19 protein-coding genes and 1 rRNA gene are annotated in these 22,458 nt (G+C 41.0%); 11 read left to right on the top strand and 9 right to left on the bottom strand.

The annotated features are described in order from the left end of the window. From N8M93_RS09950 to dnaA, 9 genes are all read right to left on the bottom strand, one after another. A 16S ribosomal RNA gene (locus N8M93_RS09950) occupies nt 1-126 on the bottom strand; the annotation flags it as partial. Nucleotides 127-420: 294 nt separating this feature from the next. Beyond that, a complete protein-coding gene (locus N8M93_RS09945) occupies nt 421-1,494 on the bottom strand; it encodes an HD-GYP domain-containing protein (protein WP_261131438.1) in 1,074 nt (357 codons plus the stop codon). Nucleotides 1,495-1,705: 211 nt separating this feature from the next. Further along, a complete protein-coding gene (gene gyrA / locus N8M93_RS09940) occupies nt 1,706-4,288 on the bottom strand; it encodes a DNA gyrase subunit A (protein WP_261131436.1) in 2,583 nt (860 codons plus the stop codon). 325 nt (nt 4,289-4,613) lie between these two features. After that, entirely contained in the window at nt 4,614-6,536 is a 1,923-nt protein-coding gene (gene gyrB, locus N8M93_RS09935) for a DNA topoisomerase (ATP-hydrolyzing) subunit B (protein WP_261131435.1), read from the bottom strand. Nucleotides 6,537-6,602: 66 nt separating this feature from the next. Continuing rightward, the gene (remB, locus tag N8M93_RS09930; RefSeq protein ID WP_261131471.1) at nt 6,603-6,857 is read right to left on the bottom strand and encodes an extracellular matrix regulator RemB; all 255 of its coding nucleotides are present in this window, start codon (nt 6,855-6,857) and stop codon (nt 6,603-6,605) included. 23 nt (nt 6,858-6,880) lie between these two features. Then, on the bottom strand, nt 6,881-8,002 hold the full coding sequence (gene recF / locus N8M93_RS09925; protein ID WP_261131433.1) for a DNA replication/repair protein RecF: 1,122 nt from the start codon (nt 8,000-8,002) through the stop codon (nt 6,881-6,883). A gap of 14 nt (nt 8,003-8,016) precedes the next feature. Then, a complete protein-coding gene (gene yaaA / locus N8M93_RS09920) occupies nt 8,017-8,226 on the bottom strand; it encodes a S4 domain-containing protein YaaA (protein WP_261131431.1) in 210 nt (69 codons plus the stop codon). Nucleotides 8,227-8,354: 128 nt separating this feature from the next. Continuing rightward, nucleotides 8,355-9,497 (bottom strand): DNA polymerase III subunit beta, encoded by a 1,143-nt coding sequence (gene dnaN, locus N8M93_RS09915; protein WP_261131430.1) that lies wholly within the window; start codon nt 9,495-9,497, stop codon nt 8,355-8,357. Nucleotides 9,498-9,859: 362 nt separating this feature from the next. After that, complete coding sequence (dnaA, locus tag N8M93_RS09910) at nt 9,860-11,215, bottom strand: chromosomal replication initiator protein DnaA (RefSeq protein ID WP_261131428.1); 1,356 nt, start codon at nt 11,213-11,215, stop codon at nt 9,860-9,862. A 756-nt stretch (nt 11,216-11,971) separates the two neighbouring features. Between dnaA and rpmH the strand changes: the two genes are divergently transcribed. From rpmH to N8M93_RS09855, 11 genes are all read left to right on the top strand, one after another. Beyond that, nucleotides 11,972-12,106, top strand: a complete 135-nt coding sequence (rpmH, locus tag N8M93_RS09905; protein WP_221567513.1) for a 50S ribosomal protein L34 — start codon at nt 11,972-11,974, stop codon at nt 12,104-12,106. 292 nt (nt 12,107-12,398) lie between these two features. After that, a complete protein-coding gene (gene rnpA, locus N8M93_RS09900) occupies nt 12,399-12,749 on the top strand; it encodes a ribonuclease P protein component (RefSeq protein WP_261131426.1) in 351 nt (116 codons plus the stop codon). Between the two features lie 4 nt (nt 12,750-12,753). Beyond that, a complete protein-coding gene (yidD, locus tag N8M93_RS09895) occupies nt 12,754-12,987 on the top strand; it encodes a membrane protein insertion efficiency factor YidD (protein WP_261131424.1) in 234 nt (77 codons plus the stop codon). 42 nt (nt 12,988-13,029) lie between these two features. Then, on the top strand, nt 13,030-13,806 hold the full coding sequence (gene spoIIIJ, locus N8M93_RS09890) for a YidC family membrane integrase SpoIIIJ (protein WP_261131422.1): 777 nt from the start codon (nt 13,030-13,032) through the stop codon (nt 13,804-13,806). 5 nt (nt 13,807-13,811) lie between these two features. Beyond that, nucleotides 13,812-14,423: an RNA-binding cell elongation regulator Jag/EloR gene (gene jag, locus N8M93_RS09885; protein ID WP_314728275.1), complete on the top strand. Its 612-nt coding sequence runs from the start codon at nt 13,812-13,814 to the stop codon at nt 14,421-14,423. 578 nt (nt 14,424-15,001) lie between these two features. Further along, complete coding sequence (mnmE, locus tag N8M93_RS09880) at nt 15,002-16,378, top strand: tRNA uridine-5-carboxymethylaminomethyl(34) synthesis GTPase MnmE (protein ID WP_261131418.1); 1,377 nt, start codon at nt 15,002-15,004, stop codon at nt 16,376-16,378. 25 nt (nt 16,379-16,403) lie between these two features. Then, complete coding sequence (mnmG, locus tag N8M93_RS09875; protein ID WP_261131417.1) at nt 16,404-18,293, top strand: tRNA uridine-5-carboxymethylaminomethyl(34) synthesis enzyme MnmG; 1,890 nt, start codon at nt 16,404-16,406, stop codon at nt 18,291-18,293. Nucleotides 18,294-18,305: 12 nt separating this feature from the next. Next, nucleotides 18,306-19,019, top strand: coding sequence for a 16S rRNA (guanine(527)-N(7))-methyltransferase RsmG (rsmG, locus tag N8M93_RS09870; RefSeq protein ID WP_261131415.1), 714 nt, complete (start codon nt 18,306-18,308; stop codon nt 19,017-19,019). Nucleotides 19,020-19,130: 111 nt separating this feature from the next. Further along, nucleotides 19,131-20,012, top strand: a complete 882-nt coding sequence (gene noc / locus N8M93_RS09865) for a nucleoid occlusion protein (RefSeq protein WP_261131414.1) — start codon at nt 19,131-19,133, stop codon at nt 20,010-20,012. Nucleotides 20,013-20,705: 693 nt separating this feature from the next. Then, nucleotides 20,706-21,467, top strand: a complete 762-nt coding sequence (locus N8M93_RS09860; RefSeq protein WP_261131413.1) for a ParA family protein — start codon at nt 20,706-20,708, stop codon at nt 21,465-21,467. Further along, entirely contained in the window at nt 21,460-22,308 is an 849-nt protein-coding gene (locus N8M93_RS09855) for a ParB/RepB/Spo0J family partition protein (protein ID WP_261131411.1), read from the top strand. The genes N8M93_RS09860 and N8M93_RS09855 overlap by 8 nt, the downstream gene beginning before the upstream one ends. Nucleotides 22,309-22,458: the final 150 nt, after the last annotated feature.

The following is a 22,458-nucleotide window of genomic DNA, read 5'->3' as shown; positions in this document are numbered from 1 at the left end:
CCCACGTGTTACTCACCCGTCCGCCGCTGACCTCTGAGGAGCAAGCTCCTCGTTGGTCCGCTCGACTTGCATGTATTAGGCACGCCGCCAGCGTTCGTCCTGAGCCAGGATCAAACTCTCCAATAAAGTGTTTGATTGCTCATTAAATGTAAATTGATTCAGGGTTCTTTTTAAAAAGACCCGTTTCACGCTTGGCTTTTGTTCAGTTTTCAAAGAGCTGTTTTTCGCTGCCTCGTTTTTGAGGCGACTTAAATAATATAACATCTCTTGAAACAGCCGTCAATAACTTTTTTGAAATTATTTTATCGGTTGTTTTAAGAGCAACGTTGATAACTATATCATGATTCTTAAGCGTGTTCAACTATATTTTTTAAGAAAAATTGAGGTAAATAAAAAAGAAGAGAAAAATAAATCTCTTCCTTAGGTTAAAATGGTCTCGATATATAAGTCTGTTCGTTTTGTAAGTGCAATGATTTCATCTACTTCATCGATTTTCACCATTGGACGGGTATGTGATTGTGGATCGATGAAGACGATTTCTCCAACATGACCGTTTGTAAGTTCAACTTTGGTTCCGACTGAAAATGCAGTTAGTTCATTTACTAGGATGTTCAAGATTTTCGTGTCGAATTTCCCGAATTGATCCATCTGCATTTGCTCCAGTACTTTAAATGGAGATTGTTTGGTCGTGTAAATCCGTTCCGAGGTCATGGCATGGAATACATCAGCAATAGCTGCAATGCGACTGTATTGATTCAATTGACTTCCTTTTGTCCCTAATGGATAACCACTCCCGTCTTCGCGTTCGTGATGCTGTAATACACTCAGAAGGACACTTTCTTTTATACCTGTGACGCCTTTTAACATTTTATAGCCAAGAATCGGATGTTGTTTCACTTCCTCATATTCTGATTGTGTAAGGTTATCCCTTTTATTAAAGATCTTTGGTTGGATCTTCGACATTCCACAATCAATAAGAGCACCGGCTAACCCGAGTTGGATGATATCCCCTTTTGAATAGGAGAGTTTCTTTGCTAAGAAAGAGGAAATCAACCCCACAGAAACTGCATGATGGTAAATATAATCCTGAGCCTCAGAAAAGTGATGCAGTGAAAGGATCGTTTTCGGTTTGTCCAAGGCAATCTCAAGGAGTGGAACGATTTCAAGACGGATCTGATAAAGATCAACTGCTGTTCCTGCTTGCCAATTTTCAAACTGCTTTTTATACTGGATGACTGCTTTTTTATAAAGTGAATGAAAATCTGTATTTTGTGCAGTGTTCGTCGTGCTGTATGTCATATTTTCATCTTTTTGTTTTTTTGCAGCTGATTTATGGGTCTTCACTTCAACCTCATTAATCGAAAATGCTTTCAACACTTCGATATGTTCCTCTGTCAACTCCGTGTCACGGGTAATGATTGGGCGACTCGTCAGGGAAAACACGTCGTTTGTCAAAACTTCACCTTGATTTAAATTATGTACAAGTACTTTCAATAGACCCGCTCCCTTTTAAAGAAGAATTTTCGTACTTAAAGAAAGTACAAGCGCAACTAATGGCTCAGCCTACCCCTAGGGCTTGGCTTTGCTAAGTTTTTTTAAAATGAATCTCATATTTACCTGAACAGGGAACTTACGTTTTCTTATCTCTATGTATAGAAAAACAGAGTTCAAAAAACGGAGGAAAATGATTTCCCTCCGTCATTGATTACTCTTCGGTACCTTCATCTGATGAGGAATCATCGTCATTAGTTGTATCGGACGATTCCGCATCATCTTGAATAGGTTCTTCAGATATTTCTTGTTCATTTGTTGCTTCATCAATTGGAGATTCTTCTCCTTCGACCTCTTCCTCTTCATCCACCTTATCGACGACAGCAATCGTTGCCACATCGACACCTTCGTTCAATTTGATCAATCGGACACCTTGTGTATTTCGTCCATATTGAGAAATATCCACAACTGCCATACGAATGACGATTCCCGTGGTTGTGATCAGCATGATTTCCTGTTCTTCATTAACGGTTTTTAGTGCAATCACTTTACCGTTCCTGTCAGTGATGTTACATGTCCGCAGACCGACGCCGCCACGTGATTGTACGCGGTACTCTTCCATTGGCGTACGTTTACCGAACCCTTTTTCTGTAACAATCATGATGTCTCGTTCTTCATCTGTATCCAGAAGTTCCATCCCGATGACGTAATCCTCTTCACGTAGGGAAATCCCTTTAACACCAGTTGCAGTTCTTCCCATTGAACGGACATCGGTTTCATGGAATCGGACAGCCATTCCGCTGTTTGTACCGATGATGATGTCTTTGTTGCCGTCTGTCAGTCTGACACCGATCAATTCATCCTCTTCACGGAGATTGATGGCAAAAAGCCCGCCGCGACGAATGTTGGCAAATGCTGATAGTGGTGAACGTTTGCATATGCCATCTTTTGTCCCGAAGAAGAGGTACCAGTCATCGACAAACTCTTCCACTGGAATGATCGCTGAAATCGATTCACCCTTTTCAATCTGAAGGAGATTGATGATTGGGATCCCTTTTGCAGTCCTTCCGAGTTCAGGAATTTCATATCCTTTCAGGCGATAGACCTTACCAAGGTTCGTAAAGAATAAGATCGTGTTATGTGTATTCGTCGATAATAGATGTTCAACGAAGTCATCATCATTCGTTCCCATTCCCTGGACCCCTCGTCCTCCACGCCGTTGTGCACGGTAAGTGGATAAAGGAAGACGTTTGATATATCCATTATGTGTAACGGTGATCGCAATTTGCTGGCGAGGGATGAGATCTTCATCTTCAATCGCATTTTCACCGATCGTGATCTCCGTTCTACGTTCATCATTGAATTTTTCTTTAATCTCTAATAGCTCTGTTCGGATGATTTCGAGAACCTTTTCTTCATCCGCCAATATTGCTTTCAGTTCAGCGATCAACTTCACAAGTTCATTGTATTCGTCTTCGATTTTATCTCGTTCTAATCCAGTAAGACGTTGCAGGCGCATATCGAGGATCGCTTGTGCCTGCTCGTATGATAACGAGAATTGTTCCATTAATCCTTCACGTGCGATATCTGTCGTACGTGAACCTCTGATAAGCGCGATGATTTCATCAATATGATCAAGCGCGATGCGTAATCCTTCAAGGATATGTGCACGTGCTTCAGCTTTTTTCAATTCGAAAATGGTGCGTCGACGAATAACTTCCTGCTGATGCTTCAAATAATAATGAAGACATTCCTTCAGATTCAAGACTTTCGGTTGTCCATCAACAAGGGCTAACAGGTTGATCCCGAAGCTTGTTTGAAGGGCTGTTTGCTTATATAAATTATTTAAAAGAACGTTAGCATTTGCATCTTTCCGGACTTCGATGACGATCCGCATACCGTTACGGTCGGACTCGTCACGAAGATCAGAGATTCCTTCAATCCGTTTATCCCGTACAAGTTCAGCGATTTTTTCAATCAGTTTCGCCTTGTTGACCTGATAAGGTATTTCATTGACAATGATCGATTTACGGCCATTATCTTTTTCTTCAATATGTGCTTTGGCACGCGTCATGATCGATCCACGACCTGTTGTATAAGCACGACGGATACCTTCACGACCTAATATTTCCCCACCTGTAGGAAAGTCCGGTCCTGGAATATACTCCATCAGTTCCGGAATGTCGATATCCGGATTTTTACTTAAAGCAAGGACTCCATCAATGACTTCACCAAGTTGATGTGGAGGAATATTCGTCGCCATTCCGACAGCAATCCCTGCTGCACCGTTTACGAGAAGATTCGGAAAACGTCCTGGAAGGACCACCGGTTCTTGTTCACTGCCGTCATAGTTTTCCTTATAGTCAATCGTATCTTTTTGAATGTCACGGACCATTTCCATCGAAATTTTGGACATTCTTGCTTCTGTATAACGCATCGCAGCTGCTGCATCGCCATCAACAGAACCGAAGTTTCCATGTCCATCGATCAGCATATTGCGGTAGTTGAAATCTTGTGCCATACGTACCATCGCATCATAGACAGCAGAATCACCATGTGGATGATATTTACCGATTACTTCTCCGACGATACGTGCAGACTTTTTGTACGCCTTGTCTGCAGTCATGCCGAGGTCATTCATTGCATACAGGATACGGCGATGAACGGGCTTCAGACCATCTCTTACATCCGGAAGAGCACGGCTGACAATAACACTCATCGCGTAGTCCATGAACGAAGTTCTAATTTCTTCGCTGATATTGATTTCCTTTTTACGAGATTGTTCGATATCGGCCATTCCCGATTACCTCCAATTTCACTTCATTTCTAGCTAGGGTTATTTTTCTGTTTGGTTGTTTTCGCCCACTTTGTTGCACTTGCACTTAAAGAAAGTATAAAATACTTTCTTTAGTATAAGGGCAACTAAGGCTCGAACTACAAAAGGCTTGGCCTCGCCAAGTTTTCTTTAAAAGTCGTTGATTTCCACTTCAGGTGCTCGCTTTCCGCAGGGCGTGCGGTGAGCCCGCAGGAGTCTCGTACCTTACTCTCCAATCAACTTGCACAAGGTGGTTCATTACCAAAATGACCCAACAGCAACAATCTTTTAGAAAACAGCCATCTGGTTATACATCAAGGTTTTTCACGTATTGTGCATTTTCTTGAATGAAATCCCGCCGAGGTTCGACTTTGTCGCCCATCAAAACCTCAAAGATCTCGTCCGCTTCAATGGCATCCTGAAGTTCAACTTGTAAAGTAGTACGCCCCTCAGGGTTCATTGTCGTCTCCCATAATTGGGTAGGGTTCATTTCCCCAAGACCTTTATAACGCTGTAAGGATGGTTTTGGTGATTTGGAAATTTCATTCAAAATGCGATCTTTTTCCTTATCGTTATACGCATAGGATACTTTCTTACCTTGTTGAATCTTATATAACGGCGGCTGTGCGATATAGACATAGCCTTTCTCGATCAACGGCCTCATATAACGATAGAAGAACGTCAGCAATAGCGTCCGGATATGCGCGCCATCCGTATCCGCATCCGTCATGATGATGATTTTGTGATAACGTGCCTTCGATAAATCAAAATCTTCACCGATACCTGTACCGAGGGCTGTGATGATTGCACGGATTTCGTTGTTTGATAGGATCTTGTCCAACCGGGCTTTTTCAACGTTGATGATTTTTCCCCGCAATGGGAGGATCGCTTGGAAATGACGATCACGCCCTTGCTTTGCAGAACCGCCCGCTGAGTCACCCTCAACGATGTAAAGTTCTGAAATCGAGGCATCTTTTGATGAACAATCCGCCAGTTTTCCTGGTAAAGAGGAAACCTCAAGCGCACTTTTTCGACGCGTTAGTTCACGTGCTTTCTTCGCAGCCAGTCGAGCCCGTAGCGCCATGCTTCCTTTTTCTACGATTTGTTTTGCTACAGTCGGGTTTTCATAAAGGAATTGGGAGAACTTTTCTCCAAAAACAGATTCCGTTACTGTCCGCGCCTCAGCGTTACCAAGTTTTGTTTTTGTCTGTCCTTCGAATTGTGGATCCGGGTGCTTGATGGAAATGATCGCAGTAAGACCTTCCCTCACATCATCACCGGATAAGTTGCCATCTTCCTTCAAAAGATTATTCTTTCGTGCATAGTCATTGATGACACGCGTTAAAGAGGTCTTGAATCCATATTCATGGGTTCCACCCTCATGTGTATTGATGTTGTTCGCAAAAGAATAAAGATTACTTGCAAAGCTATCATTGTATTGGACTGCTATCTCAACAGAAATATCGTCACGCATACCCTCGACAAAAATCGGTTCATGAAGAGATTCCTTCGTACGGTTAATGTGCTCTACGTAAGACTTGATTCCGCCTTCATAATGATACACATGTTCAACTGGTTCTTCTTCACGCTTATCTTCAGCGATGATTGTAAGTCCACGGTTCAAGAATGCAAGTTCTCTTAATCGGTTTGCTAAGATTTCAAAGTCATACTCTTGTGTTTCAGAGAAAATTTCCGGATCAGGGACAAAGTGGGTGATTGTTCCCGTAATGTCAGTCTCTCCGATGACTTTCAGGTCTTCAGCAGGTATGCCGCGTTGGAACTTCAAGTAATGGACCTTCCCATCACGATGTACTTTGACCTCAAGCTCAGTGGACAGTGCGTTTACAACTGATGCACCCACACCGTGCAGTCCGCCTGAAACCTTATAACCACCGCCGCCGAATTTACCGCCGGCATGCAGCACTGTCATGATTACTTCTACAGCCGGGCGACCTGTTTTTTCATGAGTTCCTACAGGAATTCCACGTCCATTGTCCTGAACAGTAATGCTGTTGTCTTTTTCAACCGTTACACGGATCTCTGTACAGTATCCAGCCAATGCTTCATCGATGCTGTTATCGACAATTTCCCAAACGAGATGATGCAATCCTCGTTTACTTGTAGAGCCGATGTACATACCTGGACGCTTACGGACAGCTTCTAGTCCTTCGAGTACCTGTATCTGACTTTCATCATATGTTTGTTTTTCTGTACCTTGGTCAATACTCATTATTTTTCACCTGCTTCTTTTTTCGAACATCCATAAACAAAATAATCTATATGAGTTCTCCGGTTTTTAACCATTCAATAATTTTTCGAAGTTCTTATTGATTCTTGCTCTTCTTTTCAGAGTTACAGACGATAATGGTGATAAGAACACTTCTTCAGTCGTTAAAACAATGGATTTGATCAATTCAGGATTGATGACTTCCAACGTATCACCGCTTTTATGGTGATCTAGAAATTCTTTCGTTTCTTCTGATCCTTTCGCAATCTCATAATCGAAAATTGCAACAACATCCCTGGCTTGTACGACGACATTTTCTCCCAGATGTATAAACAGGATTGCTCACCTCACTTTATTAACGTCGCTGTCCCATGTTCAACATTGAAAAGACTTGCATCATTCAGTGTTTCGTGTTCAATTCCCTCCACGCTTGTAGTCGTGACGAATGTTTGTACTTTTCCTTGAATCGTGTTCAATAAATGGGATTGCCGACTGGCATCAAGTTCTGATAATACATCATCCAATAACAAAAGTGGGTATTCACCAACTTCAGATTTGATCAGTTCTATTTCAGCTAGTTTCAAAGAGAGAGCTGTTGTTCGCTGCTGACCCTGGGAACCATATGTCTGGACATCCTTCCCATTCACATACAGCAGGAGATCATCACGATGAGGACCTGCCATCGTCGTACCACGATCAATCTCTTTCTCTTTTATTTTAGTGAATTTCTGATTATACTCTTCTATCATTTTCGTCATATCCGTCGATTCTGATACCTGTACCGAGGATTTGTATTCTATTTTAAGTGATTCATTACCTTTAGTGATCCCTGAATGGATCGGTGACGCCCATTCTTGCAGCATTTCCAGAAATTCATAGCGCTTGGAAACGATTTTCGCAGCATGTCCGACAAGTTGCTCTGTCAAAATATCAAGCATCACTTCCTGTTCGTTTTTTCGGCGTCGGGCTAAATCACGCAATAGATGATTCCTTTGTTGGAGAATCTTCTGATATTGACTTAAATGATGCAGATAGACTGGACTGATCTGGCCGATTTCCATATCAATAAAACGACGTCGCACCTGAGGGCTCCCTTTTACCAAGTTTAAATCCTCAGGTGCAAACATGACGATGTTCAATGCGCCGATATAGTCCGTCAGTCTCCGTTGCTCGATATGGTTATATTTCGCTTTTTTACCTTTTTGACTTATGACAATCTGTAAAGATAATGGACCGTTCCTTTTTTGGACCCTACCTTCTATTTTACCATATTCACAGTCCCAGCGTATCAATTCTTTATCTCTAGGTGTCCTATGGGATTTCGCGAATCCCAAAACATAGATCGCTTCCATAATATTCGTCTTACCCTGGGCATTTTCGCCAATAAAGACGTTCACATTATCTTGAAAGCTGACTTCTTCACTTTCATAGTTCCGATAATTTTTCAGCTGCAGCTCTTTTAAATGCAAAGGGAAACCCCCATTCAACGTGTTACGACAAATGTTCCAGTATCCGGTATTGTAACGGTGTCCCCTTCATACAGTTTCCGTCCTCTGCGCTGTTCAGGTTCATCGTTTACAAATACGTCATGTTCTGCCAAATACCATTTTACCATGCCGCCAGATTGAATCACATCCGCTTGCTTCAACAATTGGCCAAGGGTAATGAATTCCGTATTGATTTTGATTTCCATCTCATCCGCCTCCGATCCTGTCCTTCTATCATGTGCAAGAAAAGCTACTAGGACACTTATCATTGTCACTAGTAGCTCTTCAATCTACTTGCTGCGTTAACCACTTAAAGTCAGTTTTTCTTCATCTATCAATAGGTTCGTACAGGTAAAATCAGTTGCTTGATTGTTTTCTCCTCGAGAGGTGTAAGTACGAAAGGTCTCATTGCTCCTGTAAACTGGATTTGCACTTCAGAACAATCCATTGCTTTCAAGGCATCCATCATATATTTTGCACTAAAGGAGATTTTCAATTCATCTCCTTCGAAGGATTCTGTTGACACATGTTCGAATACTCTTCCGATTTCAGGAGAGTTTGAGGAAATTTCAACCTCGCCGTCGTCTAACGTCGAAAGCTTGACAACGTTGTTTCTTCCCTCTTTTGCAAGTAAGGAAGCACGATCAATCGCTTGTAAAAATTCTTTCGATGAAATCACCATTTCCGTTTTACTTTCATTTGGAATCAGTTTTGATGTATCCGGGTAATTTCCATCTAACAATCTTGAGAAGAATAAAATGTTCTTCGCTTTAAATAAAACTTGGCTTTCTGTAAGGACGATATCAATCAATTCACTTGAATCATCAAGAATTTTGGATAACTCCGTCAAACTCTTTCCAGGAATGACGACATTTGAAAACTCTAACTCCTCTGAAGTGGCTTCTACAGTTGCGACTCTAGAAGCCAGCCGATGACTATCTGTTGCAACACAGTTCAATTCACCGTTTTCGATATGCCAGTTTACACCTGTCAATATCGGGCGTGTTTCTGAGGTGGACACTGCAAACACGGTTTGGCGGATCAATGTTTTCAGCAGGTCCGCTTGTACGCTGAATTTATTATTTTCCTGTACTTCAGGTAATCTCGGATATTCCTGTGGATCCAATCCATTCAGATTGAATTCAGAAGAACCTGACCGGATCCTGGTTGCAAAGCGTTCAGACACCTCAAGTTCAATCTTTGAATCTGGTAATTTTTTTACGATTTCTGAGAAAAAGCGTGCTTGTAAGACAATACTCCCGGGCTTCTCAACTTCCACATGTTCATAACCATCTTCTTCTGCAGGTATGAAACGTTCAATCGAGATATCAGAGTCACTACCTGTCAGCGTCACTCCATCTTCATGGGCTTCAATTTTAATCCCAGTCAGAATGGGAATCGTTGTACGAGTAGAAACAGCTTTCATCACATCTTGCACACTATCGACAAGCTGATCTCGGTTCATTACGAATTTCATGAATTCATTTCCTCCTCAGTTCCTGATAAAGAAAACTAAGCAAAGCCATGTCATTGGCGTTTGTTGCTTAAGTTCACCTTTACTTGGTTCCTAAACGTTCCTCAGCATTTCCTCGTTACTTGCTGAAAAGTTTCATATCCTATTCTGCAAATATTGTTACGCGCAAATTAATTTAGAATCTATTAAAATCCGGGACATATTATTCTTTAATAATAAATAAAAAAATAGCAGTAATAATAGTAGGCGTTGTGAGTTTGTGGATAAGTCGAATGATGTCGTTTTCGCAAAGGTTGTCCACATGTGGATAGAGTGTTGATAAAAACACGTTAAGGATTCTAGTTATGCACATTCATTCACAGCTGCTAGTTTTTCAATAAGTCTCGAATTTCTTTGATTTTGTTCTGAAGTTGCTGATCGGTTGCTAATAATTTAGAGATTTTCTCATGGGCATGAATCACTGTCGTATGGTCACGTCCACCAAATTCCTCTCCAATTTTCGGTAAAGAAAAATCCGTCATTTCTCTTGAGAGATACATCGCAATTTGTCGAGGGAACGCAACGGATTTCGTTCGTTTCTTCGCTTTAAAGTCTTCTAAACGGACATTGAATTGTTCTCCGACCATTTCTTGAATATCATGTATCGTCAATGTACGCGGTTTTGACGACGGAATGATATCTTTCAATGCTTCTGCGGCAAGATCTGCATTCATATCCTGGTTGATGAGAGATGAATACGCGACCACACGGATCAGAGCACCTTCAAGTTCACGAATGTTGGTATCGATCTGATTTGCAATATAAAGCATCACTTCGTTCGGGATATCAAGACCTTCAGCTTTGGCTTTTTTACGAAGGATGGCAATACGTGTTTCTAAATCAGGCGGCGTGATGTCTGTGATCAAACCCCATTCAAAACGTGAACGCAGCCGATCTTCAAGTGTAGGGATCTCCTTAGGTGGTCGATCACTTGAGATGACAATTTGTTTGCTCTCTTCATGCAAAGCGTTGAATGTATGGAAAAATTCTTCCTGAGTCTGTTCTTTTCCAGCCAAGAATTGAATATCATCAATTAATAAAACGTCAACATTCCGGAACTTGTTACGAAAATCGACGGTTTTATTGTCACGGATAGAGTTGATGAATTCATTCGTAAACTTTTCAGAAGAAAGGTAGACCACTTTTGCACTTGGTTTGTGATCGATCACATAATGCCCGATTGCATGCATCAAGTGGGTTTTACCAAGTCCAACCCCCCCATAGATGAATAAGGGATTATATGCTTTTGCTGGAGCTTCCGCGACAGCAAGTGATGCAGCATGGGCAAACCGGTTTCCAGAACCGATGACAAACGTATCGAACGTATACTTTGGATTCAACATGCTTTGCGTTAAATTCTCATCGGAGGCTTCTACTTCAACTTTCGCTTTCTTTTTCGCAGCCTGGTCAAGATCAAGCTCTTCTTGTGTCTGGTTCTGAGGAATGATGAATTTCACTGCGAGCTTTGTCCCAGTGATTGTATCTAAGGTTTCGGAAATCAAATTTGAATATCTGGATTCTAGCCAATCACGGGCGAATTCATTCGGTGCGGTTATGATAAGCGTATCATCCTGTAAGGAATGGGCTGTCGTCGATTTCAGCCATGTTTCGAAACTAGGTTTACTCAGCTTCGTTTCAATTTCGGAAAGCGCTTTGTTCCATAAATCTGTGATATTTTCCATCCTAACCCTCCTTTTTGTCGAAATTTTAAGTATCAAATGAAGAGATAGACCTTGAAAAGGCACCTCATTGTGTCGAGTCCGTTCACAGCAAATGTGAATAACATTTAATATAGTAGAAACAGGGGATATATTCTATATACACAAATTTGTGGACAAGCTTATACACAAGGGTGTATGAATGTCCACATTTTTATCCACAGCGTGTGGATAAACTGATTATTCGAGGAAGTTTTGAACGAGTTAAAACACAATAATCATATCAAAAGGATTCAGTTGTTGCAATGAGTTTTTTGTGGTTATCCACAATTACAACACCTTGTGGAATATAGTTGTCCACAGCACTAGATTTTGTGTGTAATTTGTCGATAATGGATGTGGATAGTGAAAAATGTGTCGAAAAATTATCCACAATGTTTTCCAAAGTGATTTTTATGAGGAAAATGTCGGTAGACGAGAAGTTCTCTTGTATGAACTTTTTTTTTGTGGATCGCCCGTGGACAACAAAATTCGGGACATTCTAACAGAAATGTCTGCGAAGATGGAGTGAATTTCTCAAAAATCAACACTAAAACTGTCAGAGCCTAAATTGTAGAAAAAAGAAGAGGAAGAAAATCTTAATATCAAGACTGGAGCCAAGAGATATTTAATTTTCATAATAATAGAAAGATTGTTCATGAACTTGACAGAAAGATGAGATGTTCTTATAATTACTAGGACTGTCTAAATGTACTTGAAATCCTCGAGGAGGTGTAATAAATGAAACCTACATTTCAACCAAATAATCGTAAGCGTAAGAAAGTACACGGATTCCGTGCGCGCATGAGCACGAAAAATGGACGTAAAGTTCTAGCTCGTCGTCGTCAAAAAGGAAGAAAAGTATTATCAGCGTAGGCCACTGAATAAACAGTGGTCTTTTTTCACATGGATTTATTATTTGGCTTTGTTCGTTTTTTTATGTTGTTTAGAAAACGAAATTCGCAACACTCCTACGGATCGCCCGAGGAAAGGGAGTGAATTTCAACAAATATCGACAATGAAGAATAACAGAGCCTTTTATTCCACTTTAAGAAAGTACAAAATACTTTCTTCAGTATAAGTGCAACTAATGGCACAGCCTAAGCCAATGGCTTAACTTTGCCAAGTTATCTTTAAAAATGAAGAAGTAGTGTCGGAGTGAATCCGGATGAAGAAAAAATATCGGATCAAAAAAAATGAAGAGTTTCAGGCGGTATTCCGTAAAGGGGAATCATTCGCTAATCGCCAGTTTGTGATATATTACTTAAGAAAGCCTGATCAGGACTATTTCCGATTAGGATTATCTGTAAGTAAAAAAATCGGAAACGCTGTCACTCGAAATCGAATCAAACGTCTCATTCGTGAAGCGTTTCACGAATTGGAAGAGAATATCAAGGACTCATATGATTATGTGATTATTGCAAGAAAACCTACTTCCTCAATGGATTTTCACGAGGTTAAGAGCAGTTTGATCCATGTGATGAAACGTTCTAAACTTATGAGGGGACCTAGAGGATGATGGTATGAAATATATATTGATCGCATTGATCCAATTTTACCGGAAATGCATTTCACCATTTACTCCGCCTTCATGTCGATTCTACCCGACTTGTTCATCATACGGATTGGAAGCTGTCCAAAAACATGGTGCACTGGTAGGGGGATGGTTGGCCGTGAAGCGGATTTTGAAATGTCATCCGTTCCATCCAGGAGGATTTGATCCTGTACCTGAAAAGGAAAAGAAGGAACAGGGATAACCTTTTTTGAAGAAAGGTATCGTTGTAAGGAGGATTTAGCAAGTGAGAAAGAGAATAGGCTTATTAATTCCAGCCGTTTTGATGGTAATATTCCTAGCAGGTTGTTCCCTTGATCAACCTATAACGAGCGAAAGTGATAGTTTTTGGGATAAATATTTCGTTTATCCTTTATCATGGTTGATCACGGAGGTTTCTGAGTTTTTCAATGGTAATTATGGACTTGGGATTGTTATTGTCACCATTTTGATTCGTACAGTACTTTTACCATTGATGATCAAACAGACAAAAAGCTCGATTTCAATGCAAAGGATCCAACCTGAGATCAAAGCATTGCGAGAAAAATACAGCTCTAAGGACCAGAAGACTCAACAGAAGTTACAACAAGAAACGATGCAGCTGTTCCAAAAACATGGTGTCAATCCATTGGCTGGCTGTATGCCGTTGATTATACAAATGCCGATCTTATTAGGCTTTTATCATGCAATCATGCGGACAGAAGAGATTGCTAATCATAATTTCCTTTGGTTCGACCTTGGAAATCCTGATCCAATCTATTTGTTACCGTTGATTGCAGGGTTAACAACATACTTACAGCAACGGATCATGATGGGTGGAACGGACAGCATGGAAGCGAACCCGCAGATGAAAATGCTTCTGTACATCATGCCGATCATGATCGTCGTATTTGCGATTACATTTCCAGCTGCACTTTCCCTATATTGGGTAGTCGGTAACATATTCATGATTGCACAAACCTATTTTATTACACTTCCAATGAAAAATAAGGAAAGTAATGCTACGGGGGGCGCGAAAAAGTGAAGCAAATGACGATTACGAGCAAGTCAGTAGAAGAAGCAGTAGAAGAGGCATTAGCTCAACTACAGACATCTAAAGATAAAGTGGAAATTGAAATCATCGAAGAATCCAAGAAAGGGTTTCTTGGGTTAGGTTCTAAACCGGCAACAGTAAAAGTGACAGTCAAGGCTGATCCAATGGAAGATGCCATTCAATTCCTGAAGAAGGTAGCTTCTAAAATGGGTGTTGAAGTTACTGTCACGGTAAAAGAAGATGAAGATGGTACGATCCTCGAAATGGAAAGTGAGAAGATCGCGATTCTGATTGGAAAGCGCGGTCAGACTTTGAATGCGTTGCAATATCTCACCAACTTGGTGGCAAATAAATCTTCAGATGAATTCAAACGTATTATCTTAGATGCGGAGAACTACAGGGAGAGAAGGAAAGAAACTCTCGAAAAACTTGCTCATCGTTTAGCTTCAAAAGCGCTAAAAATCAATAAAAAGGTATCCCTTGAACCGATGCCTTCCATGGAACGGAAAGTCATCCATATGACATTGAAGTCAAACAACAAAGTACAGACTTCTTCGGAAGGCAGCGAACCGCATCGAAGGGTTATCATCAGTCCGACAAACGAATAACAGAGTGGCTTTAGTTTTATGAAGTGCCCAGTTTCTCTCAAAAGAGACCGGGCACTTTTTTATTTTTACCAAAGTACATTCGTTATGGTAATCAGAGGAAGGTTTTTGTGTTTTGCAGATTCATCCTTCAAAAGATAAGGCTGTTTTCGCAAACTTTGTTGCTGTTGAAAGTTATTGCTGAATCCCGCAGGACAAGGAAAGCTTCGGCAGCGTTACATCGCACAAAGAAAATGCGATGTTCATTTCGAGGAGTCTCGCACCTTGTTCTTCAATCAACTTACACAGGGTGAATTTTTAAGAATGACTCAAAAACAACCATCTTTTAGATAAGAGCCAAATATAAAGATTGATTCTTGTCTGAGAAAGAACTAAACTAGTTAGTTGTGGATAATTCAAAAAAACACAATAATTCTGTTTGAATTTATCCACTGTGGATAAATACTGATAAGAAACGTTTATAAAATATACAGTACTGAATGTGCATAACATTTCGAGAATTTATAGATAAGCGAAAGTATGCTATTCTATTGAGTTAGGAAGCATGATTCGGGATACGATAAAGAAAAGAGGTGAAAACAATGGAAGGAGATACAATAACCGCGATCTCGACACCGATGGGGGAAGCGGCAATCGCGATAGTCCGATTAAGCGGAGATCAAGCACTCGATATCGCAGATAAAATGTACCAGGGGAAACAGGCGTTGAAAGAGGTAGAAAGCCATACGATCCATTATGGTTACATCGTTGACCCTGATACGAATGAAAAAGCTGAAGAAGTAATGGTGACAGTTATGAAGGGACCGAAAACGTTCACTCGTGAAGACGTGGTCGAAATCAACTGTCATGGCGGGCTCGTCTCTGTTAATCGAGTCTTGGAAATTGCTTTGAACAGCGGAGCCCGATTAGCTGAACCAGGGGAATTTACCAAGCGAGCTTTTTTGAATGGAAGGATTGATCTTTCGCAAGCAGAAGCGGTCATGGATTTGATACGGGCAAAAACAGACAGAGCTATGAATGTCGCGCTCAACCAGATGGAGGGACGGCTATCGAAGCTTATCCAGAAGCTTCGACAAACATTGCTTGAGACCGTTGCGCATGTAGAAGTGAACATAGATTATCCAGAGTATGACGCTGAAGAAATGACCCACCTGTTGCTGACCGAAAAATTAGGGTATGTAAAAAGTGAAATCGAGTCGTTGCTACAAACAGCAGAACAAGGGAAAATCCTGAGGGAAGGCCTATCAACAGTCATCATCGGAAGACCCAATGTCGGGAAATCTTCGTTGTTGAACAGTTTGGTCCATGAAAACAAAGCAATCGTGACAGATATTCCTGGTACGACAAGAGATGTCATTGAAGAATATGTGAATGTAAGAGGAGTACCATTACGACTTGTTGATACGGCAGGGATTCGGGAAACGGAAGACATTGTAGAACGGATCGGGGTCGAACGTTCTCGCCAGGTTTTGAAAGAGGCTGACCTGATCTTATTGCTGCTGAATTATGGTGAATCCTTAACTGAAGAGGATAAGAAGTTGTTTGAAGCTGTCGAAGGAATGGACGTCATTGTCATCGTCAATAAAACCGATTTGGACAAAGAAATCGACATGGAAGAGGTACGGGAAATAGCAAAAGATCATTCTGTCGTCTCGACCTCAATAATAGAGGAAGAAGGAATCGATAAGCTCGAAGAATCGATAAAAGAGCTCTTTTTTACCGGAAATGTTGAGGCTGGAGATATGACATATGTGTCTAATTCACGGCATATCTCCCTATTGAAACAGGCGAAACGATCTCTAGAGGATGCTTTTGCAGGGATCGATGCAGGACTTCCAGTAGATATGGTGCAAATTGATATTACAAGAACCTGGGAAATACTAGGAGAGATCATTGGGGATTCTGTATCAGAAAGCTTGATTGATCAGCTATTCTCTCAATTTTGTCTCGGGAAATAATTTGGGAACAATAGGAGGTTCCACTATGAAACAATATGATGCAGGCACGTTTGATGTCATCGTAATAGGTGCCGGTCATGCAGGGGTAGAAGCGGCGTTAGCTTCTGCAAGGATGGGTGCGAAAACACTCGTATTGACATTGAATTTGGACACAATTGCATATATGCCATGTAATCCGTCTGTCGGGGGACCAGCCAAAGGGATCGTCGTGCGTGAAATTGATGCACTCGGTGGAGAAATGGCGAGGAACATAGATAAAACGCATATCCAAATGAAAATGCTGAACACAGGGAAAGGTCCTGCTGTAAGAGCACTGCGTGCGCAGGCGGATAAATTTTTGTATCAGAACGAAATGAAAAAAACGATGGAACAGGAAGAAAATCTGACTCTCCGCCAGGGAATGGTCGAAGAGTTGATCATAGAAGACGGAATCTGTAAAGGTGTTGTAACGAAAACAGGGTCTGCTTATTATGCAAAAACAGTCGTCGTTACGACAGGCACCTATTTGAGAGGAAAAATCATCATTGGTGAATTGACGTATGAGAGCGGACCGAACAATATGCAGCCTTCTATCAATCTTTCTCATAATTTGAAAAAACTTGGATTCAATATGGTCCGTTTCAAGACGGGGACGCCGCCAAGGGTCAATTCTCATACAATTGATTATAGTAAGACGGAAATCCAGCCAGGCGACGATGTTCCACGAGCATTTTCATATGAAACGACTGAATTCATCATGGATCAGATCCCTTGCTGGTTAACCTATACCGGTGAAGTTACTCATGAACTCATCAATAATAATCTCGAGCGTTCTCCAATGTATTCGGGTATGATCGAGGGGACAGGACCGCGCTATTGTCCTTCAATCGAAGACAAGATTGTCCGGTTCAACGATAAGCCTCGCCATCAGATTTTCCTTGAACCAGAAGGGCGCAATACAGAAGAAGTTTATGTACAAGGATTATCGACAAGTCTTCCTGAAGACGTGCAACGCAACATGCTGAAATCCATTCCGGGACTTGAAAAAGCGGAAATGATGCGTGCTGGATATGCCATTGAATATGATGCAATCGTACCAACACAGCTATGGCCGTCATTAGAAACAAAGCTTGTAGAAAATCTGTTTACAGCGGGCCAATTGAACGGAACGAGTGGTTATGAAGAAGCAGCCGGTCAAGGAATTATGGCGGGCATAAATGCTGCACGGAAGGCGAAAGGGGAAGAACCGGTCATTTTAGATCGCTCCGAAGCTTATATCGGTGTCCTGATTGATGACCTTGTCACAAAAGGTACGAATGAACCTTATCGACTGCTGACATCAAGAGCTGAATACCGTTTACTTTTGCGTCACGATAATGCTGATCTTCGATTAACGGAAAAAGGCTATGAAATCGGATTGATTCCTGAAGATCGCTACCAACGTTTTGTGTATAAAAAAGAGCAAATTGCCAAGGAAATCGATCGACTCGAGCATACGTCGGTCAAACCTGATGAAAACACACAAATTATCCTTGAGAAAGCAGGCAGCAGTGCATTGAAGGAGCCGATGAGCGCAGCTTCGCTATTGAGAAGGCCGGAAATCACTTATGATGTGATCAAGGAAATTGCTCCGGCTGAAACTGAACTTCCTGATGTAGTCGGGGAGCAAGTTGAGATTCAGACCAAGTATGCTGGCTATATTGATAAACAACTGCAACAAGTTGAAAAAGTAAAGAAGATGGATGAAAAGAAAATCCCGGAAGACATCGATTATTCTGCGGTCAATGGTCTCGCGACAGAAGCAAAGCAAAAACTTGCCGAGGTACGTCCTTTGTCAGTAGGGCAGGCATCAAGGGTATCTGGGGTCAACCCTTCAGATATTTCGATTCTGCTTGTCTATCTCGAACAAGGGAAGATCGCTAAACTTGCAAAATAACGGGGGACTCTCATGAAAAGTGAACTGTTTCAACGAAAGCTGGAGGAGGAAGGAATCATCCTTTCTCCTAAACAGCTTCAACAATTTGATACATATTTCAAGACATTAGTAGAGTGGAATGAAAAGATGAATCTGACTGCGATTACCGATGAAGAAGGGGTCTATCTGAAGCATTTCTATGATTCCATTTCCGCAGCATTTCATTTCGATTTCAATCATATCGAAACGATTTGTGATGTTGGTGCAGGAGCAGGCTTTCCAAGCATTCCGTTGAAGATTTGCTTCCCGCATCTCGATTTGACAATCGTCGATTCTTTAAAAAAACGCATTTCATTCTTAGAACATCTTTCCCAGGAACTAGGGTTGAAACACACGCATTTTTACCACGATCGTGCCGAAACGTTTGCCAGAAAGAAAGAGCATAGAGAACAATATGACCTTGTCACTGCTCGCGCTGTGGCTCGGATGTCGGTACTTTCAGAACTTTGCATTCCTCTGGTAAAACAGGATGGTACATTCTTAGCGATGAAAGCTGCGAACGCGAAGGATGAACTGGAAGATGCAAAGCGTGCAATTGGACAATTAGGTGGTGAATTGGACCGGGTCGAGCAGTTCTTACTTCCGATTGAAGAGAGTGAACGTAATCTTATTTTTGTCCGTAAACAAAAATCGACATCGAAAAAATTCCCTAGAAAGCCAGGGACACCAAACCGGAATCCGCTATAGTTTCACGTGAAACATTCAAATTTTGTCGGAATAAAGATGATGGTTACTAAAGGAAAAGAGATTCAATCTGTAGAATGTTCTATATGGAGTTTGATAAAGGTGGTGTGAAAGATGAAACATCCGTTTTCACGATTGTTTGGTTTAGGAGAAAAAACTTCAGAAGCTGAAGCGGACGAGGGAATGGTGGAAGAACAAGAAGAATTCAGTGGAAACGAAGAAGTGCTTCAAATACCTATCGACGAGATTGTGCCAAACCGATATCAGCCACGTACAGTCTTTATCGACGAACGAATCGAAGAATTATCACAAACGATCAAAACTCATGGTATTATCCAACCGATCGTTGTACGAAGAAGAGATGATAAATATGAGATCATTGCGGGTGAACGTCGTTATCGTGCCGTTCAAAAACTAGGTTGGGCATCCATTCCTGCAATTGTCAAAGAATTCAACGAATCACAAACCGCATCGATTGCATTGATTGAAAACCTTCAGCGTGAAGAATTATCAGCAATTGAAGAAGCGACAGCTTATGCGAAGTTGATTGAAATCCATGGTCTGACTCAGGAAAGCCTTGCGCAACGCCTTGGTAAGGGGCAGTCTACGATTGCAAACAAACTTCGTCTATTGAAATTGCCTGATGCTGTTCAGCATGCACTTTTAAATAAAGAAATCACAGAGCGCCATGCTCGAGCACTGATCTCATTGAAAGTTCCTGAAAAACAGGAAAAAGTACTCTCAGAAATCAAAGAGAGAAGTCTGAACGTGAAACAGACAGAAGAACGTATCAAGCAACTCATGGAATCTGAAGATACTGATAAGAAACGGAGAATGAAACCAAAGCGAAAGTCTGTCAGTAAGGATACTAGACTCGCATTGAATACGATCCGTCAATCGATCGATATGGTTCATCAGACTGGCCTGACGATTGATACAGATGAAGAAGACCATGAAGAGTATTATCAGATTACGATTAAAATCCCTAAAAAATAATCGTTCTGTTATAGAAAATCTATGATTGAAATCCGAGACAGTCCTGGGAATAACCAGGCACGGCACAAAAAACAACATTTTAGAAAGAGCTGTTAAGTTGCGGCTTCTCCAAAAAACTGGAGAAACCGACCTGGACAGCTCTTTTTTCGTATTCGAGGTATTTGTATGTCGTTTTTTGACTAAAGAATGGGCATTTATATCTACCTGGAGACGGTTGAATAAATAAAAATGCTAGTAATATCAATGATTAAGTTATCTATTTTGTTCTCTTGAATTTTCATGAAAATCCTTGCACCTAAACAAAACAGTTATTATGCAAATAGGAACGGAAGGCGGCGACTCCTGCGGGAAAAGCACGAGCGGAAGATCCATTTTTTCGGTGGAGTCAGCGGAAAAATCAGCTGTAGCCGTGCCCGCGGAAAGCGTCCGCCTGAAGTGAAATAAGCTGTTCAGCAGTTCTTACCTATTCTAAATGAAAACGTACTAAAATTCAGTCAATTTTCGAAACCTTTAAGAGTTCATTCTTTACTAGGCTTTATTATAGGAATTGGTTTTTAAAAAATTGGACTTATTCCTGTTGGAAAGCGAGTAAGACGAGACTTTTTTGTATTTCTTTCGACAAAAAATCCATTCCTCCTCATATTTTCGTGATAAAATAAAATCAAAGTAGTGTAGGGTAAGGTAGGTGACATTGTGGCGAAAGTCATAGCAATTGCCAATCAGAAAGGCGGGGTTGGCAAAACAACCACATCTGTGAACCTAGGTGCTTGTTTATCGTATCTAGGGAAAGAAGTTTTACTCATTGATATTGACCCGCAGGGAAACGCCACAAGTGGTGTAGGAATCGATAAAGGGGATATTGATCAGTGTATTTACGATGTTCTTGTAGATGATGTCGATGCACAAAAAGTCGTACAACAGACAAATGTTGAAGGATTATCTATCATTCCTTCTTCTATACAGTTAGCTGGCGCGGAAATTGAACTTGTACCGACAATTTCACGTGAAGTCCGTTTGAAACGTGCCATCGAGCATATAACCGATCAGTTTGACTACATAATTATTGATTGTCCGCCATCACTCGGTCTTTTGACAATCAATTCATTGACCGCAGCAGATGCTGTACTCATACCGGTGCAATGTGAATATTATGCGCTGGAAGGCTTAAGTCAATTACTTAATACAGTAAGACTAGTCCAGAAACATTTGAATAAGCATCTGATGATCGAAGGCGTTTTACTTACAATGTTCGATGCTAGGACGAACCTCGGTATGCAAGTAATCGATGAAGTGAAGAAGTACTTCCAAGAAAAAGTCTATGGCACTGTGATTCCTAGAAATATAAGATTAAGTGAAGCGCCCAGCCACGGGAAACCGATTATCATCTATGATCCCAAATCCCGGGGAGCTGAAGTTTATTTAGACCTCGCAAAGGAAGTGATGACGAATGGCTAGAGGATTAGGGAAAGGATTCAATGCGTTATTTCCAGCTAACGAATTAGAGTCGGAACATGAGACCCGGGAAATCAAATTAAGTGAAATACGTCCAAATCCTTATCAACCGAGGAAAACGTTTGATCAAAATGCTATCGATGAATTAAAAGAATCTATTGAAACGCATGGTATTCTCCAGCCTATTGTCGTCCGTAAAAGTATCAAGGGTTATGAAATCGTCGTCGGAGAGCGCAGGTACCGTGCAGCAAAAGAAGCTGGACTTGAAAGTATCCCAGTCATCATCAAAGATCTGAATGATCAGAAGATGATGGAACTCGCTCTGATCGAAAATTTGCAGAGAGAAGATTTGAATCCAATTGAAGAAGGACAAGCTTATGCGAGCTTGATGCAAGAGCTTGAGCTCACTCAAGAACAATTAGCTCATCGTCTAGGAAAAAGTCGTCCTCATATCGCGAATCATTTAAGATTATTGCAATTGCCTTCGCTGGTTCAACAATTGTTATCCGAGAAGAAATTATCGATGGGGCATGGGAGGGCGCTACTTGCGGTCAAGAACAAAAGCAAAATTAGTCCGCTGGTGCAACGGATTGTAAAAGAAAACCTCAGTGTACGTCAGGTAGAAATGCTAGTACAAAAAATGAATGAAACTGTTTCACGTGAAACAAAGAAACGAAATCCTGAAAAAAATGTATTTGTGAAAGAAAAGGAAGAAACACTACGTGAACGGTTCGGCACCTCTGTTTCTATAAAACAGACAAAACAAAAAGGGAAAATTGAAATTGATTTTTTCTCAAAAGATGACCTCAACCGCATATTAGAAATGCTGGAAGGAAAAATGTAGGACAAACCATCGAGTTCGATGGTTTTTTCTTTGTATAGGTGTCTTCTAAAATCAAACTATGCGAAAAAAGCTAGTGTCGCTTTAGGAGTCTCACGAATTTCACTCATACTCTAAACAAATTAACATGAAGTTTTAACAGAGCCTAAAGTG

This window comes from Bacillus sp. Marseille-Q3570, assembly GCF_946151055.1.
Lineage (GTDB): Bacteria > Bacillota > Bacilli > Bacillales > Fictibacillaceae > Pseudalkalibacillus.
The sequence above is the reverse complement of the archived record's forward strand: the minus strand, read 5'-3'. Positions and strand labels throughout refer to the sequence as shown.